Consider the following 13,559-nt stretch of genomic DNA (forward strand, 5'->3'; position numbering starts at 1 on the left):
CCTCCCGCGCATCATGACAATCATCAGTAGCATTGCGTCATGATCCCGAAGGATCCGGAGGAAAGCCCCGAATCTATGCGCCGGCGTGCCCATGAGCTGAGGGAATGCGCGCGGCGTGCCCGGTCGATCGCGGAGGGGCTCGGCCCCTGTCTCGACCAGGCCGTGTCGCTGGCGACCGCGAAGGACGCCTGGCAGGGCTGGTACGCCCACGAGATCACCGGCCGGCTGACCGACCGGCAGCGCGGCCTGCGCGGCATGGCGACCCAGCTCGTGAACGACGCGGGCTCCTGGATCGCCGAGGCGGACCGGCTCGAACAGGCGGCGGACAAGGCCGGGAAGGAGGCGAAGGCGGGCCGATGAGCTACGTGGGCTTCGACGTCGACAAGATCCGCGGGCTGGCGCGGGAGATGCGCAAGGCGGGCGTCACGGCCGGGCCGCTGCACCGCGACCTGGCCAAGGTGCTCGCCGACGCGGAGGCCGCGCTCGGCGGCGTGGCGCCGACCACGTCCCAGCCCCTCCTCGACGCCATGCGCGGCGGCCCGGCGAAGGGACTGCCCGGCGTGCTGGCCACCTCGCTCCCCGGCGAGGCGGGGGAGATCGACCGCCGCTGCGACCGGATCTCGCCGCCCAACGGCGGGTTCCCGCCCGGCACGGTCGTCGACCCCATGGTCGTCTTCGACCGGGCCGAGCCCGACGAGGGGAAGGTCAACCAGGCCCTCGACCTGATCAAGGGCCTGAACGGCAAGGACTTCGGCACGAACGGCAACCGCGACGACGTCCGCGAGGTGGCCAAGCGGCTGGAGGAGCTCACCCCCGCCGAGCTCGACCTGCTGCTGTCCAAGCTCGACGACGCCGACCTCAAGCGGTTCGGCGCGCTGATCTCCGACACCGGCGACCACTGGTACAACCCGTTCGACGCCAACGGCCTCCCGGAGGGGGAGCGGCGCGACCTGCTCAGCCATCTTCTGGAGCGGTCGGGTCCGGGTTCGTGGCCCAAGCTGGCCGCCGACCTGCCCGGCGTGCAGCCGGGGTTCGACACCACGGACGTGTTCCTGGACGGCGTCAACAGCCAGAGCGGCGTCTCCACGTCGGGCCTGCACTACGGCGTGCCGAACGTGCCGCTGTTCGCCGACGGCGGCGTCCAGGCGAGCGAGGTGGCGCAGGGCACGCTCGGCGACTGCTGGTACATCGCCTCCCTCAAGGCCACGGCGGCCGCCGACCCGAAGTTCATCCAGGACGGCATCCGGCAGAACGCCAACGGCACCATCTCCGTACGGGTCTGGGACAAGGACGGCAACCTGCACTGGGTCACCATGACCCCCGACCTGCCCCTCGACTCCGGCGGGAACATCGCCTTCGCCCGCAGCGTGAGCAACGGCACGACCACCGAGAGCTGGCCGGCCTACTACGAGAAGGCGTTCGCCCTCCTCTACGGCGACGACGACGGAGGCGCCCCCGACGGCAAGGACGGCGACTCCCGCTACGACCGCAAGGAGCACGGCGACTACGGCGCCGTCGAGTGGGACTTCACCGACAAGGCCCCGCCGTACGTCACCGGGAACGACGCGGACGGCATCGACCTCGACTACGACGACGTCAAGAAGGCGTTCGACTCCGGCCACCCGGTCATCGTGTCGAGCCACTCGAACATGGACGGCGTGCCGGACCACCTGAAGAAGGCGTACGTGACCCGGCACGTGTTCTACGTGAAGGGCTTCCAGAACGGGAAGATGGTCCTGGGGAACCCGTGGGGACCGGGATCGCCCGACCTGGTGGTCACGCCCGACGAGTTCAAGCGCATGTTCGACGACCCGCAGAAGCTGACCGTGGGGAAGTGAGATGGACAGGTGGCGGCTGCGCCGCGGCATCCCGTACCGGATGGAGCATCAGGGGGAGGCCCTGCTCGTCGGGATCAACGACCTCACTCCCGACCGGGTGACCTTCACCGTGAACGTCGACGGTGTGCCGCGCGACACCTTCGCCCTCGGGGTGGGGGAGACGGCGCGGATCGCCGGCCGGCCGTACACGGTCGTCGCGATCGACGCGGACGGCCCGGGATTCGCCGATCTGGAGGCCCGCGCATGAGGCCGATCCCGTCCCGTGCGCCGCTCGCGGCGCCTGCGCGATCCCTTCGCCCGCTCGCGTGGCCGTTCGCCGCGGCCGCCCTCGTCCTGGCGGTGCTCCCCGCGGTCGCGTCCTGCGCGTCGTCCGGCGGGGGAGGCGCGGACGCCTCCGCCTGCGCGGGAACCGACCGGTCCGGCGCCGTCCACGTGCTCCAGGGCGGCACGTACCCCCTGGCGGGCGGCGCCCGCGCCGGGATCAATGTGATCGGCGACGACCACGCCGCGACCCTGACGCTGCTCGGCGGCCGCCCCGGCGATCCCGCCACCGTCGACGTCAAGGTGGGCGACGAGTTCGGCGTCGCCGGGCACCGCTTCCAGGTCGTCCAGGTCTGCTCCGACAAGGTCTCCCTGGTCCCCTCCTCGTGACGGGGTGACCCCTCATCCGCCCGCCGTGCGGTCCCGGAGGGCGAGGGCGAGCACGGCGCCGAGGGCGGCGACGACGGCGGCGGCGACGAACATGACGTCGGTCCCGGCGGCCGCCGTCCGTGCGGCGCCGACGACGGCGACCGCGACGGCCACGCCGACGGAGCCGCCGATGTAGCGGGCGGTGTTGTTCGCGCCGGAGCCCATGGCGGCGCGGCCGGCCGGCACGCTCTCGACGGACAGGCGGGCGAGGGCCGCGTTGGCGAGGCCGCTGCCGATCCCGATCAGCACGAGCGCCGCGGACGCCCGTCCCCAGGACCAGTGGCTCGCCGTGCCGAGAAGGCCGAGGTCGCCGGCCGCCCCCACCGCGAGCCCGGCGGCGAGCTGGGCGCGGCCGGGCAGCCGCGTCCGGCCCGCGACGATCGAGGAGACGGCCGACACGCTCGTCCAGATCGCCGTCATGCCCGCCGCCTCCAGCGGGGCGAACCCGTGGGCCACCTGGACGATCGTGGCCAGGTACGTCAGGGGCCCGATCACGGCCAGGCCGGTGACCAGGGCGCCGCCGATCGACGCGAGGAACGGCGGCCGGCGGAACAGCGACAGGTCGAGCATCGGGGCCCGCGACCGCGCCTCGATCGCCACGAACGCGGCGAGCAGCACGGCGGCTGCGGCGAACAGGGCGACGACGGAGACGCTCGCCCAACCGGCGCGGCCCTGGGTCAGCGCCGTCAGCAGCGCGGTCAGCCCGAGCCCGAGGGCGAGCACGCCCGGCACGTCCATCCGGCGGGGCGTCTCGGCCCGCGACTCCCGAAGGCGCAGGACGCCGGCCAGCGTGAGCAGGGCGGCCACGCCGCCGAGGACCCAGTAGACGAGCCGCCAGCTGCCCCACTGGGCGAGCACGGCCGACAGCGGCGGGCCGGCCGTCAGGCCGGCGCCGATCATCGCGCCCCAGGCCGCGGTGGCCCTCACGCGGGGGGCGCCCGGAGGGAAGGCGTGGGCGATCATGCCGAGGCTCGCGCTGAGCATGGCGGCGCTGGCCCCGCCCTGCACGATCCGGGCGAGCACGAAGACGAGCGTCCCGCCCGCGGCGGCGCAGACGACGGAGGCGGCCGCCAGCGCGGCCGACCCGATCAGGAAGACGCGCTTGCGCCCGTGGTCGTCGGCCAGCGTGCCGGCCGTGAGCAGCGTCGCGGCGAGGCCGAGGGCGATCCCGTTGAGGATCCAGACCTGGCCGGTCGGGCCGGCGCCGAGGCCCGCCGCCGTCTGGGGCAGCGTGGTGGCCGGTGCACTGTAGTTCATGAGCACGAGCAGGGTGGCGGCGCAGCCCACGAGCAGGGTGGCGGACCGGTGCGCCTGGTCGGCCGGCGGCAGCGCGGCGCGAGGAGGCGAGAGCGTCACGGCGACTCCAAGGTCTGTCTTTGAGTTCGTTCATCGAACCAACAGGGGGAAACCCTAGCAGTGATGGTTCGGTGATTGAACTAGCGGATAGACTGGCCGCATGGCGCTGGGCAAGGACTACGAGGGCCAGGACTGCTCGCTGGCGCGGGCCCTGGAGTTGGTCGGCGAGCGGTGGACGCTGCTGGTGATCCGCGACGCGTTCTACGGCGTGCGGCGGTACAGCGACTTCGTGGCTCATCTGGACATCCCGCGGGCGGTCCTCGCCGACCGGCTGGCGGCGCTGACCGCGGCCGGTGTCCTGGAACGGCGCCGCTACCAGCAGTCGCCCCCGCGCGACGAGTACGTGCTGACCCCGATGGGGCGGGACCTGTGGCCCGCGGTCCACGCGCTGTCGCGGTGGGGCGGCCGCTACCTGTCGCCGGACGGACCGAGCAAGCTCTACACGCACGCGCTCTGCGGGTCCCCGCTCGACCAGGCGGGGACGTGTCCGGAGTGCGGCGGCCCGGTGCCGCCGGAGGACGTCGAGGCGCGGCCGGTCCGGCCGACGGCCTGCGACCGGAGGGACGACCCGGTCACCCGCCTGCTCGAAGGACCGCGCCGCCTCCTGCGGCCCCTGACGGAACCGGTCTGACCGCTCCGGGACGGTCCCTCACGCGCTCAGGCGCGGGCGGCGTCGCAGGCGCCCGTCCGGGTGCGGGCGGACGACCAGCGGCCCGCGTGGGCGGTGGTGGGGCGCCGGTCCCGCTCGGCGTCGAACCAGATCTCGAACCACACCTCGTTGCGGCCGCCCTCCCGGACGAGCCCCCAGCGGTCGGAGAGGGCGTCGAGCAGCGGCAGGCCCCGGCCGTTCGGGCCCTCGGGGACGGCGTGGCCGGCGCAGGGAGGCCCGGCGGAGCCGTCGTCCTCGACGCCGACCCGCACCCGGTCGGCCAGGCACGCCACGGTGATCGTGAACGTGCCGCCCAGGCCCGACCGCGAGTGGACGACGGCGTTGGTGGCTATCTCACTCGTCAGCAGCACGCAGTCGTCGTGCCGCGGGTGGTCGCGGCCCAGCGTGGCCGACACCAGGCGGCGTGCGCGCCCGACCTGGTCCCGTCCGCCGTCGAGCCGCGCGACGCGATGTCCCGAACCGTCCCCCGAGATCTCCATGGCACCCTCCCTGTGTGGCCGCGATATCAGGACGCCCCCGCGGCTGTCCGAGATGTCACGGGAAAGTAGGAGTGTGCTAGCCCCCGGGAGCCGTCAGACTCCCGGAGACCGATGCGACGTCGTCAGTGGTCGCCGGAGGACGAGCCGTTCACCGTGAGCACGCGCTCGGGGACCTCGATGGCCGGGAACGTCCCGGTGTCCAGGATGCCGTGCTCCCGGTAGGCGGCCTCCAGCAGCGCGTGCGCCTGCGGTTCGAGCTTCCACAGCGCCCGCCACTCGCGCGCCAGCGCGACCGGGATGGCGACCTCCTGGGCGATGTCCGCCGCCCGCGGGACGTACTTGAGGTCGATCTGCTGGTCCCAGTAGCGCCGGGCCGCCCGCAGCTGCGCCGCCCGCTGGGCGGTGTCCACCGGCGGGCCGGCGTCGGCCGGGCGGTCCTCCTCGTCGTCGTCGTCCACGAGCTCCGCCCGGGCGGTGCCCGAGGGCAGAGCCGGGTGGACGGCGACGGCGACGGGCTGCTGCTCCGGCTCGGGGGCCCACGGGACGGGCGGCGTCAGGTCGATGAGGGCCGCCGTGTTGTAGAGCGCTCCAATCTGCGACAACAGCGCCTCCTGCCGTTTGTCGTCGATCGCGAGACCCGTGTACTCCACCGCGCGGTCCATGGCCTTGTCGAGCCTGGCCAGCGCGACGCGCATCTTGCGGTCGGACGCGCCCGCCTCGCGCAGCGCGCGGGCCTTCTTGGCGGCCAGCGCGACCCGGGTGAGCCTGCGATGGGCGTCGACCTCGCTGGCGGTGCGGTCGCTCGCCTCGGCCAGGCCGACCCGCACGAGGACCCGCTCCGGAGTGAGGCGCCAGTTGATCCGGGCCCGGCCCGTGATGCGGTGCCGCTCGATGGCCATGCCGCGCTCCCACAGCCACGCGGCCACCAGCGGCGCGGCGAGCCGGAAGACGGCCTCGGCGAGGCTGCGGGCGTCCATGCTCGACAGCACGGCCGACAGGCAGGTGAGGGCCCACACGGCGATGCCGTCGATACCGGCCGAGTAGTTCTCGCGCATGTTGCGGCGGGCGCGCACCGCGCTGGTGATGACGGCCACCTCGATGAACGCGAACAGCAGCAGGCGCAGCGGCCCGTCGAAGCCGAGCACGTCGCCGGAGAAGCGCCACATGCCCTGCGCGGACACCCCGGTGGCGATGCTGGCGGCGACGATGGTCAGGATGTCCTCGGTGGGACGGCCCGCGGCCCAGCGCCGCAGCAGCCGCGACACGACGCGGAACACCGTGCGCAGCACGAAGACGATCAACGCGAGCAGGACCAGGGCGAACACGCAGATGATGACTGTTCCGACCGGATGGTCCGACGCGAAGGCGGTTATTTGGTCAATGGGGGGCATCAGTCACGGTCTCTCGATGTCCGGCACTCTTTACGCGAGATCATTCCAGAATGCCGTCATCCTGTACGTGAAACACGCGCGCACGGCCGTGACGGTTGGGGCAAGGGGGAGACAAGGTCACGTGTCGGGGGACGCGAGCCAGGCGTCGATCTCGCGGCGCAGCCGCTCCTTCGTCCCGGCCGGGGCGAACGACGCGTCGGCCGACGCCCGGGCGAGAGCGGCCAGGGCGGCGTCGTCGTAGCCGAAGGCGTCCCGCACCCTGGCGTACTCCTCCGACAGGGTCGTTCCTGCGCTCGACGGGATGTCGGTGTTGAGCGTGACGGCGAGCCCGGCGTCGAGCAGCAGCGGCAGCGGGTGGGCCGCCAGCGACCCGACCAGGCCGAGGGCGACGTTGGACGACGGGCAGACCTCCAGCGGGATGCCCCGCTCGCGCACCTCGGCGACCAGGTCGCCGTCCTCCAGGACGCGGAAGCCGTGGCCGAGCCGCTCGGCCCGGCCGATCGTGACGGCCTCCCGGATGCTCTCCGGGCCCTCGCACTCGCCCGCGTGGTGCACGAGGCGGAGCCCGGCGTCCGCGGCGGCGGCGATCACGTCGGCGAACGGCGCGAGGGGGTACGACTCCTCCCCGGCCATGCCGATCCCGGCGACCCCGCGGTCCGCGTAGCGGGTGGCGAGCTTCAGCGTGCGCCACGCCCGGTCGGCCGACCGGCGGCGCGAGTGGTCGAGCAGCACCCGGCACTCCACGCCGTGGGCCGCCGCGCCCTCGGCCAGGCCGTCGAGCACGGCCTCCAGCGGCATCTCCAGGTCGTCCAGCCGCTCGCCGTGGGAGGCGGCGGTGAACGTGACCTCGGCGTACCGGGTGCCCTGGGCCGCCTCGTCGCGGCAGAACTCCACCGCGATCCTCCGGAAGTCCTCCGGCCGCCGCAGGCAGTGCCGTACGAGGGAGTTGTGGTCGGCGAACGCGCGGAAACCGGCGAACGGGCCGGGCGGCGGGGGGACCGGCAGGCCGTTGGCGTCGGCGATCTCGCGGAGCGTCTCCGGCCTGATCGTGCTCTCCAGGTGGACGTGCAGATGGGCCTTGGGCAGCCGCGCGATGTCCCGCATGCCCGCGAGCCTAGGAAACGCCCCGGGTGGGCCGCATCTCGTTATTTTAATTAGAAACTTAATAAGTTTCTGATACAGTCTGGCGCGTGTCCCAGGAGATCCCCGAGCTGAACGTCGTCGGCCTGACCTCGGTGCTGGAGAGGTTCACCCGGATGTTCATCCGCCTGCCGTCGGTGCAGCGCCTGAGCTTCACGACGCTGTCGGTGCTGCACACGCTCGAGGGCCGGGGGCCGATGCGGCTCACCGACCTGACCGCCAGCGAGCAGGTCACCCAGTCGGCCGTCACGCAGATCGTGACCAAGCTGGAGCGCGAGGGCCTGGTGCGGCGCGGGCCCGACCCGTCCGACGGCCGCGCGGTCCTCGTGCGCGTGACGGCGGCCGGCGCCGCGATCGTCCGGGGGAGGCGGGCCGACCGGATCGCGCATCTGTCGGAGCTCACCGACCGGCTCAGCCCCGCCGAGCGCGAGGCCGTCGCGGCGGCGCTGCCGGCGCTGACGCGCCTCGTCGAGCTCGACCGGGAACGCTCCGGCGAGGACGGCGGAGGGCGGGCACGCGGCGGGACGTGAGGCGCGGAACCCCCAGCCCGTCATCAACCGGAACCCGAAGCGGAAGCCCGACCCCCTCACAGACCGGGACACGTGAACCCGGGACCCCACCCCGGCACAGACGCGGCCGGGAGGCCGGCCACGCGCGCCTCCCGCGCGAACGGATCGAGGAGATGACGTTGAACCAGGAGACCACGGACCAGGAGACCACCCCGGCGGCCGGGGCCCGGCCGTTCCCGCTGACGCCGGAGCCGATCCACGTCCCCGACGACGTGCTCGCCGACCTGCGGCGGCGCCTGGAGCTGACCCGCCTGCCGGACGACGCGGGCAACGAGGACGGGTACTACGGCGTGCGCGCCGCCTACCTCAGGGAGCTCGTCGACCACTGGCGCACCGGCTACGACTGGCGCGCGGCCGAGGCCGCGATCAACGCCTACGAGCACTACCGCGTCGAGGTCGACGGCGTGCCGGTGCACTTCATGCGCCGCCCGGGGGTGGGCCCCGACCCGACGCCGCTGATCCTCACGCACGGCTGGCCCTGGACGTTCTGGCACTGGGCCAAGGTGCTGGACCCGCTGGCCGACCCCGGCGCGCACGGCGGCGACCCGGCCGAGGCGTTCGACGTGATCGTCCCCTCGTTCCCCGGCTTCGGGTTCTCCGGCCCGCTGCCGGGCCACCCGGACATGAACTTCTGGAAGGTCGCCGACCTCTGGCACACGCTCATGACCCGCACGCTCGGGTACGAGAAGTACGCCGCCGCCGGGTGCGACGTGGGAGCCCTGGTCACCGGGCAGCTCGGGCACAAGTACGCCGGTGAGCTGTACGGCGTCCACATCGGCTCCGGCCAGAAGCTCACGCTGTTCAACGGCGACCGGGCCTGGGACCTCAGCGGTGGCCGGCCCATCCCCGAGGGCCTGCCCGCCGACGTCCACGCCCAGGTGGTCGCGCTGGACAGGCGGTTCGCCGTCCACCTCGCCGCGCACGTGCTCGCCCCGAGCACGCTGGCCCACGGGCTGTCCGACTCGCCCGCCGGGATGCTCGCCTGGATCCTCGAACGCTGGACGAAGTGGAGCGACAACGGCGACGACATCGAGACCGTCTTCACCAGGGACGACCTGCTCACCCACGCCATGATCTACTGGGTGACGAACTCGATCGGCACCTCGATCCGGACCTACGCCAACAACAACCGCTACCCGTGGACCCCCTCCCACGACCGGTGGCCGGTCGTGGAGGCGCCCACCGGCATCACCTTCGTCGGGTACGAGAACCCGCCCGGCGTGACCACCGACCGGCGCGTGCAGAGCTACCTCGAGGGCGACCGCGCCCCCTGGTACAACCTCGTCAACGTCACGGCCCACGACCGCGGCGGCCACTTCATCCCGTGGGAGATCCCGGGGGAGTGGGTGGACGACCTGCGGCGGACCTTCCGCGGCCGCCGCTGACCGCCGCTCCCGGCCCCCGCCACCTACGGAACGCGGCCGCCGCCGACCGTTGCCGACCGCTGCCGGCGACCTCCGCCGCCTGAGGAACGCCGCCGGCGGGCTCAGATGTCGAGGTTCAGCCGGGCGATCGGCTCGACCAGCTCCTCCTCCTCGTAGTCGAGGTGCGACAGCAGGACGTCCGCCAGCACGTCGACCTGCTCGCGGACGCCGTCGAGCCGGTCGGGGTCCTCGATCATCGCGACGAGCGCGGCGTCGAGGGCGGTGAGCACGCCGGCGATCACCTCGTGCTCCTGCTCCAGCCGCTCCACCACCGGCGCGAGCGACGCCTGCGCCCGCGCCAGCATCGGGAACATGTGCTCGTCCTCGATCGTGTGGTGGGTCGTCAGCAGGCGGCAGTACGACGCGCAGAACGTGCCGAGCGTCCAGTGGTTCTGCCGCATGGTCAGCTGGTTGATCATCGACCGCATGGCGGCGGCGTCGGCGCCCCCCGCCGCGACCTGTTCCAGGGCGTCCCTGATCTGGGCCAGCTCCTGGCGAAGGTGGTCGTGGATGAGCACGAGCCGCCGCCCGTTCGCCTGCTGCGCGGGGGTCAGGGCGGCGAGGTCGCGCTTGGGCAGGCGCGGGCGTCCGGTCTCGTCCAGCCGCCCGTTCCCCGTGAGGACGACCGCGGGGGGCGCGACGGCGGGGGCGGCCTCCGCCGGACCGGGTCCGGCCGGGGTCCGCTCCCGCGCGACGGCCTCGCGGACCGCCGGCGCGACCTCGCCGGCGAACGCCTTCAGGTCCCGGTCGTCGTCGGTCGCCAGCACGAACACGCTGACGCCGTGCCGCAGGGCGAGGTCGGCGAGCTGGTCGGCCCACAGGGCGGGCGGCCCGTCGAGGAAGCCGGCGCCGGGGACGCGGGACAGCCGCCCCGAGACGTTGTAGACGCGCCGGACGGCCGCCGGGTCGCGCCCCGCCCGCTCGGCCGCCTCGTCGATGATCCGCGTCATCCCGCCCAGCTCGTCCGGGGCGGCGTACCCCGAGGAGGGGACCCAGCCGTCGCCCAGCCGCCCGGTCAGGTCCAGCATCCTGCGCCGGTACGCGCCGACCCACAGCCCGATCGGATGCGGCGGGAACGGCCCGGGCCTGGCCCCGTCCAGCCGGTAGTGCGCCCCCTCCAGGCGGACCTCCGGTCCGGGCGTCCACAAAGCCCGGATGACCGTCATGGCCTCCTCCAGCGCGTCCACCGCGTCCTTCGGCGTGCGGCGGGGGCCGCCCATGGCGGCGATCCCGTCCCAGAACCCGCCGGCCCCGAGGCCGAGCTCCACCCGTCCGCCGCTGAGCAGGTCGAGCGAGGCGGCCGCGCGGGCCAGCACGGCCGGCGGGCGCAGCGGCAGGTTGGCCACGTCGGGGAACAGCCGGATCCGCTCGGTCCGCGCCGCCATGACCGACAGCAGCGTCCACGCGTCCAGGAACGCCGGCTGGTACGGGTGGTCCTGCACGCCGACGATGTCGAGGCCCGCCTCCTCCGCCAGCGCCGCCTGCCGCACGAGCCGGTGACGCCCATCCGCGCCCGGGGTGAGGAACGCCCCGAACCACAGCTCGTGCCCGTAGTCACCCATCCCGATCCGCACCCTTTCCGCCGTTCGCCGAGCCGCCCAGGAGCCTACAGAGAGCGGCTGTGGCAGGATCCCTCGGCATGGAGTTCCAGGTGCTCGAGCGGACCGTGCTGTCGGTCGTGGTCGGGTCGCGGGCGTACGGGCTGGAGACCGAGGAGTCGGACACCGACCGGCGGGGCGTGTTCGTCGTGCCGACCCCGCTGTTCTGGCGTCTCGACAAGCCGCCGGCGCACGTGGAGGGACCGCTGCCCGAGCAGTTCTCCTGGGAGGTCGAGCGCTTCTGCGAGCTGGCGCTGCGGGCCAACCCCACGGTCCTGGAGTGCCTCTGGACGCCGATCGTCGAGCGCTCCGCTCCGCAGGGCGACGAGCTGCGGGCGATGCGGCGGGCCTTCCTGTCGCGGCGGGCACTGGAGACCTTCGGCGAGTACGCCGACCGCCAGTTCCGGCGTCTCGCCCGGCCGTCCGGATCCGGCGATCCCGACGAGACCCGGGGGCCGGACGAGACGGTGGAAAGGCGGCGCCGCAAGATGGCGATGCACGCGATCCGGGTCACACTGAGCGCCGTCCACCTCGCGCGGCACGGCGAGCCGCTCGTGCGGGTGGACGGCCACCGCGACCGCCTCCTCGCCGTACGGCGGGGCGAGACGGGATGGGACGAGGTGTGGCGCTGGCGCGACGACCTGGTCCGCGAGCTGCGCGACCTGTCCGCCGCCGGCGTGTCCGCGCTGCCCGGGCGGCCCGACCGCGACCGGGTGGAGGAGTTCCTCGTCTCGGTGCGGAGGTCGGCCCTGTGACCGCCGTGCTGCCGGGCTGGCTCGGGGAGGTGGCCGGCGAGCAGCCGTACCCGCTCGCGTTCGCGACCGTCAGCGGCGCCCACCTGTACGGGTTCCCCTCCCGGGACTCCGACGTCGACCTGAGGGGCGTCCACGTCCTGCCGCCCGAGGAGGTGGCCGGGCTGCGGACCGGGGAGCAGACCCTGGTCAGGTCGTGGGTGCGGGACGGCGTGGAGGTCGACCTCGTCACCCACGACCTGGCGAAGTTCTGCCGGATGCTGCTGGAGCGCAACGGCTACGTCCTGGAGCAGCTGCTCTCCCCGCTGGTGGTGCGCTCCTCGCCCTGGAACGAGGAGCTGCGCTCCCTGGCGCCCGGCTGCGTCACCCGCCACCACGCCCATCACTACCTCGGGTTCGCCCGCACGCAGCGGCGGCTGTTCGGGCGGACGGGCGAGCTGAAGCCGTTGCTGTACGCCTTCCGGGTGCTGCTGACGGGCGCCCACCTCATGCGGACCGGCGCGCTCGTGGCCGACCTGACCCTGCTGGCGGGCGGGCCGGCGTACCTGCGCGACCTGGTCGCCGCGAAGCGGGAGGCCGAGCACGGCGCGCTGCCGGACGCCGCGCCCGACCGCGACCTGCTCGACCGCGACCTGGACCGGCTCGCCGCCGAGCTGGAGGAGGCCAGGGACGCCTCCCGGCTGCCGGAGACGGCCTCGGCCCGGGACGCACTCCACGACCTCGTCGTACGGATCCGGCTGGGCCGCGGCTGACACGGATGAGAGGGGGATGCTGACAAAGAGCGAAAGGTATATATCCTGATCATTGTCTGGAAAGCTCAGGCCGATGCACGGGGGAGCGCCTGTTGGACAAGGATCACGAGCCAGGGATCTTCGACCCGAAGGTCCCGAGCGTCGCCCGCCTGTACGACTACTACCTCGGCGGCAAGGACAACTTCGCGTCGGACCGCGAGGCGGCCGAGCGCGTCCTCGCCGTCGCCCCCGAGGTGCGCACCGCCGCCCGCGAGAACCGGGCCTTCCTCGGCCGCGCCGTCCGCTTCCTGGCCGCGTCCGGGGTCACGCAGTTCCTCGACGTGGGCACCGGCCTGCCGACGCAGGGGAACGTCCACGAGGTGGCGGCGACCGTGGTCGACCGGCCGCAGGTGGTGTACGTGGACAACGACCCCGTGGTGCTGAACCACGCCCGGGCCCTGCTCGCGCGCAGCGGGGACGCGACCACCGTGGTGGAGGGCGACCTGCGGCGGCCCCAGGAGATCCTCGGCCATCCCGACGTCGTCAAGGCGATCGACTTCGACCGGCCGGTCGGCCTGCTGCTCGTGGCGATCATGCATTTCATCGCCGAGGAGGACGACCCGGCGGGCATCCTCCAGACGTTCCGCGACGCGCTGCCGCCGGGCAGCTTCCTCGTGCTGTCCCACGGCACCCGCGAGGCCCGGCAGGAGGCCGTGGCGACCGGCACACAGGTGTACCGGAGCGCGACGGCGCCGCTGGTCCTGCGGACCCGCCCCGAGATCGAGGGCCTGTTCGAGGGCTTCGACCTGGTGGAGCCCGGCGTCGTCTGGCTGCCCGAGTGGCGCCCGGACGAGGCGTACCTGCTGGAGCCTCCGGAGCGGTCGCTCATCCTGTGCGGCGTGGGCCGCAAGGCCTGAGGGC

The 13,559-nt window shown here is 73.6% G+C and carries 15 protein-coding genes; 10 read left to right on the forward strand and 5 right to left on the reverse strand.

Features of this window, described 5'->3' with window-relative positions:
- Positions 1-39: 39 nt before the first annotated feature.
- From Mco01_RS07630 to Mco01_RS07645, 4 genes are read left to right on the forward strand one after another with little or no spacing between them, the layout of a single operon-like run.
- Entirely contained in the window at positions 40-360 is a 321-nt protein-coding gene (locus Mco01_RS07630) for a hypothetical protein (protein WP_036329868.1), read from the forward strand.
- Positions 357-1,838: a C2 family cysteine protease gene (locus Mco01_RS07635; protein WP_204056186.1), complete on the forward strand. Its 1,482-nt coding sequence runs from the start codon at positions 357-359 to the stop codon at positions 1,836-1,838. The genes Mco01_RS07630 and Mco01_RS07635 overlap by 4 nt, the downstream gene beginning before the upstream one ends.
- Position 1,839: 1 nt before the next feature.
- Positions 1,840-2,085, forward strand: a complete 246-nt coding sequence (locus Mco01_RS07640; protein ID WP_204056187.1) for a hypothetical protein — start codon at positions 1,840-1,842, stop codon at positions 2,083-2,085.
- Positions 2,082-2,489, forward strand: coding sequence for a hypothetical protein (locus tag Mco01_RS07645; protein WP_204056188.1), 408 nt, complete (start codon positions 2,082-2,084; stop codon positions 2,487-2,489). The genes Mco01_RS07640 and Mco01_RS07645 overlap by 4 nt, the downstream gene beginning before the upstream one ends.
- 12 nt (positions 2,490-2,501) lie before the next feature.
- On the opposite strand, the gene Mco01_RS07650 is transcribed toward Mco01_RS07645, so the two are convergent.
- The gene (locus Mco01_RS07650; protein WP_204056189.1) at positions 2,502-3,884 is read right to left on the reverse strand and encodes an MFS transporter; all 1,383 of its coding nucleotides are present in this window, start codon (positions 3,882-3,884) and stop codon (positions 2,502-2,504) included.
- A 100-nt stretch (positions 3,885-3,984) separates the two neighbouring features.
- Here Mco01_RS07650 and Mco01_RS07655 point away from each other — a divergent pair, with 100 nt between their 5' ends.
- Positions 3,985-4,515, forward strand: a complete 531-nt coding sequence (locus Mco01_RS07655) for a winged helix-turn-helix transcriptional regulator (RefSeq protein ID WP_204056190.1) — start codon at positions 3,985-3,987, stop codon at positions 4,513-4,515.
- A gap of 26 nt (positions 4,516-4,541) precedes the next feature.
- Here the strand turns inward: Mco01_RS07655 and Mco01_RS07660 are convergent, their stop codons facing one another.
- From Mco01_RS07660 to add, 3 genes are all read right to left on the reverse strand, one after another.
- Complete coding sequence (locus Mco01_RS07660) at positions 4,542-5,033, reverse strand: ATP-binding protein (RefSeq protein ID WP_204056191.1); 492 nt, start codon at positions 5,031-5,033, stop codon at positions 4,542-4,544.
- Between the two features lie 122 nt (positions 5,034-5,155).
- Entirely contained in the window at positions 5,156-6,358 is a 1,203-nt protein-coding gene (locus Mco01_RS07665) for a hypothetical protein (RefSeq protein WP_239103421.1), read from the reverse strand.
- A gap of 183 nt (positions 6,359-6,541) precedes the next feature.
- On the reverse strand, positions 6,542-7,528 hold the full coding sequence (gene add / locus Mco01_RS07670) for an adenosine deaminase (protein WP_204056193.1): 987 nt from the start codon (positions 7,526-7,528) through the stop codon (positions 6,542-6,544).
- A gap of 86 nt (positions 7,529-7,614) precedes the next feature.
- Between add and Mco01_RS07675 the strand changes: the two genes are divergently transcribed.
- The gene (locus Mco01_RS07675; protein ID WP_239103422.1) at positions 7,615-8,094 is read left to right on the forward strand and encodes a MarR family winged helix-turn-helix transcriptional regulator; all 480 of its coding nucleotides are present in this window, start codon (positions 7,615-7,617) and stop codon (positions 8,092-8,094) included.
- A 152-nt stretch (positions 8,095-8,246) separates the two neighbouring features.
- The gene (locus tag Mco01_RS07680) at positions 8,247-9,518 is read left to right on the forward strand and encodes an epoxide hydrolase family protein (protein WP_204056194.1); all 1,272 of its coding nucleotides are present in this window, start codon (positions 8,247-8,249) and stop codon (positions 9,516-9,518) included.
- A gap of 101 nt (positions 9,519-9,619) precedes the next feature.
- On the opposite strand, the gene Mco01_RS07685 is transcribed toward Mco01_RS07680, so the two are convergent.
- Positions 9,620-11,119: an LLM class flavin-dependent oxidoreductase gene (locus tag Mco01_RS07685; RefSeq protein ID WP_204056195.1), complete on the reverse strand. Its 1,500-nt coding sequence runs from the start codon at positions 11,117-11,119 to the stop codon at positions 9,620-9,622.
- Between the two features lie 59 nt (positions 11,120-11,178).
- On the opposite strand from Mco01_RS07685, the gene Mco01_RS07690 reads away from it, so the two are divergent.
- The 3 genes from Mco01_RS07690 to Mco01_RS07700 all read left to right on the forward strand — a co-directional run bounded on the left by Mco01_RS07690 (position 11,179) and on the right by Mco01_RS07700 (position 13,555).
- A complete protein-coding gene (locus tag Mco01_RS07690) occupies positions 11,179-11,910 on the forward strand; it encodes a nucleotidyltransferase domain-containing protein (protein WP_239103423.1) in 732 nt (243 codons plus the stop codon).
- Complete coding sequence (locus tag Mco01_RS07695) at positions 11,907-12,659, forward strand: nucleotidyltransferase domain-containing protein (protein ID WP_204056196.1); 753 nt, start codon at positions 11,907-11,909, stop codon at positions 12,657-12,659. Before Mco01_RS07690 ends, Mco01_RS07695 begins: the two co-directional genes overlap by 4 nt.
- 92 nt (positions 12,660-12,751) lie before the next feature.
- Positions 12,752-13,555 (forward strand): SAM-dependent methyltransferase, encoded by an 804-nt coding sequence (locus Mco01_RS07700; RefSeq protein WP_204056197.1) that lies wholly within the window; start codon positions 12,752-12,754, stop codon positions 13,553-13,555.
- Positions 13,556-13,559: the final 4 nt, after the last annotated feature.

The sequence above is a fragment of the Microbispora corallina genome (assembly GCF_016863035.1).
Classification (GTDB): domain Bacteria; phylum Actinomycetota; class Actinomycetes; order Streptosporangiales; family Streptosporangiaceae; genus Microbispora; species Microbispora corallina.

What these genes read in the sequence shown, in the direction of transcription:
- Mco01_RS07680 (WP_204056194.1), top strand. Translation starts at nt 8,247, where the DNA reads ATGACGTTGAACCAGGAGACCACGGACCAGGAGACCACCCCGGCGGCC.
- Mco01_RS07660 (WP_204056191.1), bottom strand. Translation starts at nt 5,033, where the DNA reads ATGGAGATCTCGGGGGACGGTTCGGGACATCGCGTCGCGCGGCTCGAC.
- Mco01_RS07655 (WP_204056190.1), top strand. Translation starts at nt 3,985, where the DNA reads ATGGCGCTGGGCAAGGACTACGAGGGCCAGGACTGCTCGCTGGCGCGG.
- Mco01_RS07635 (WP_204056186.1), top strand. Translation starts at nt 357, where the DNA reads ATGAGCTACGTGGGCTTCGACGTCGACAAGATCCGCGGGCTGGCGCGG.
- Mco01_RS07640 (WP_204056187.1), top strand. Translation starts at nt 1,840, where the DNA reads ATGGACAGGTGGCGGCTGCGCCGCGGCATCCCGTACCGGATGGAGCAT.
- add (WP_204056193.1), bottom strand. Translation starts at nt 7,528, where the DNA reads ATGCGGGACATCGCGCGGCTGCCCAAGGCCCATCTGCACGTCCACCTG.
- Mco01_RS07685 (WP_204056195.1), bottom strand. Translation starts at nt 11,119, where the DNA reads ATGGGTGACTACGGGCACGAGCTGTGGTTCGGGGCGTTCCTCACCCCG.
- Mco01_RS07645 (WP_204056188.1), top strand. Translation starts at nt 2,082, where the DNA reads ATGAGGCCGATCCCGTCCCGTGCGCCGCTCGCGGCGCCTGCGCGATCC.
- Mco01_RS07630 (WP_036329868.1), top strand. Translation starts at nt 40, where the DNA reads ATGATCCCGAAGGATCCGGAGGAAAGCCCCGAATCTATGCGCCGGCGT.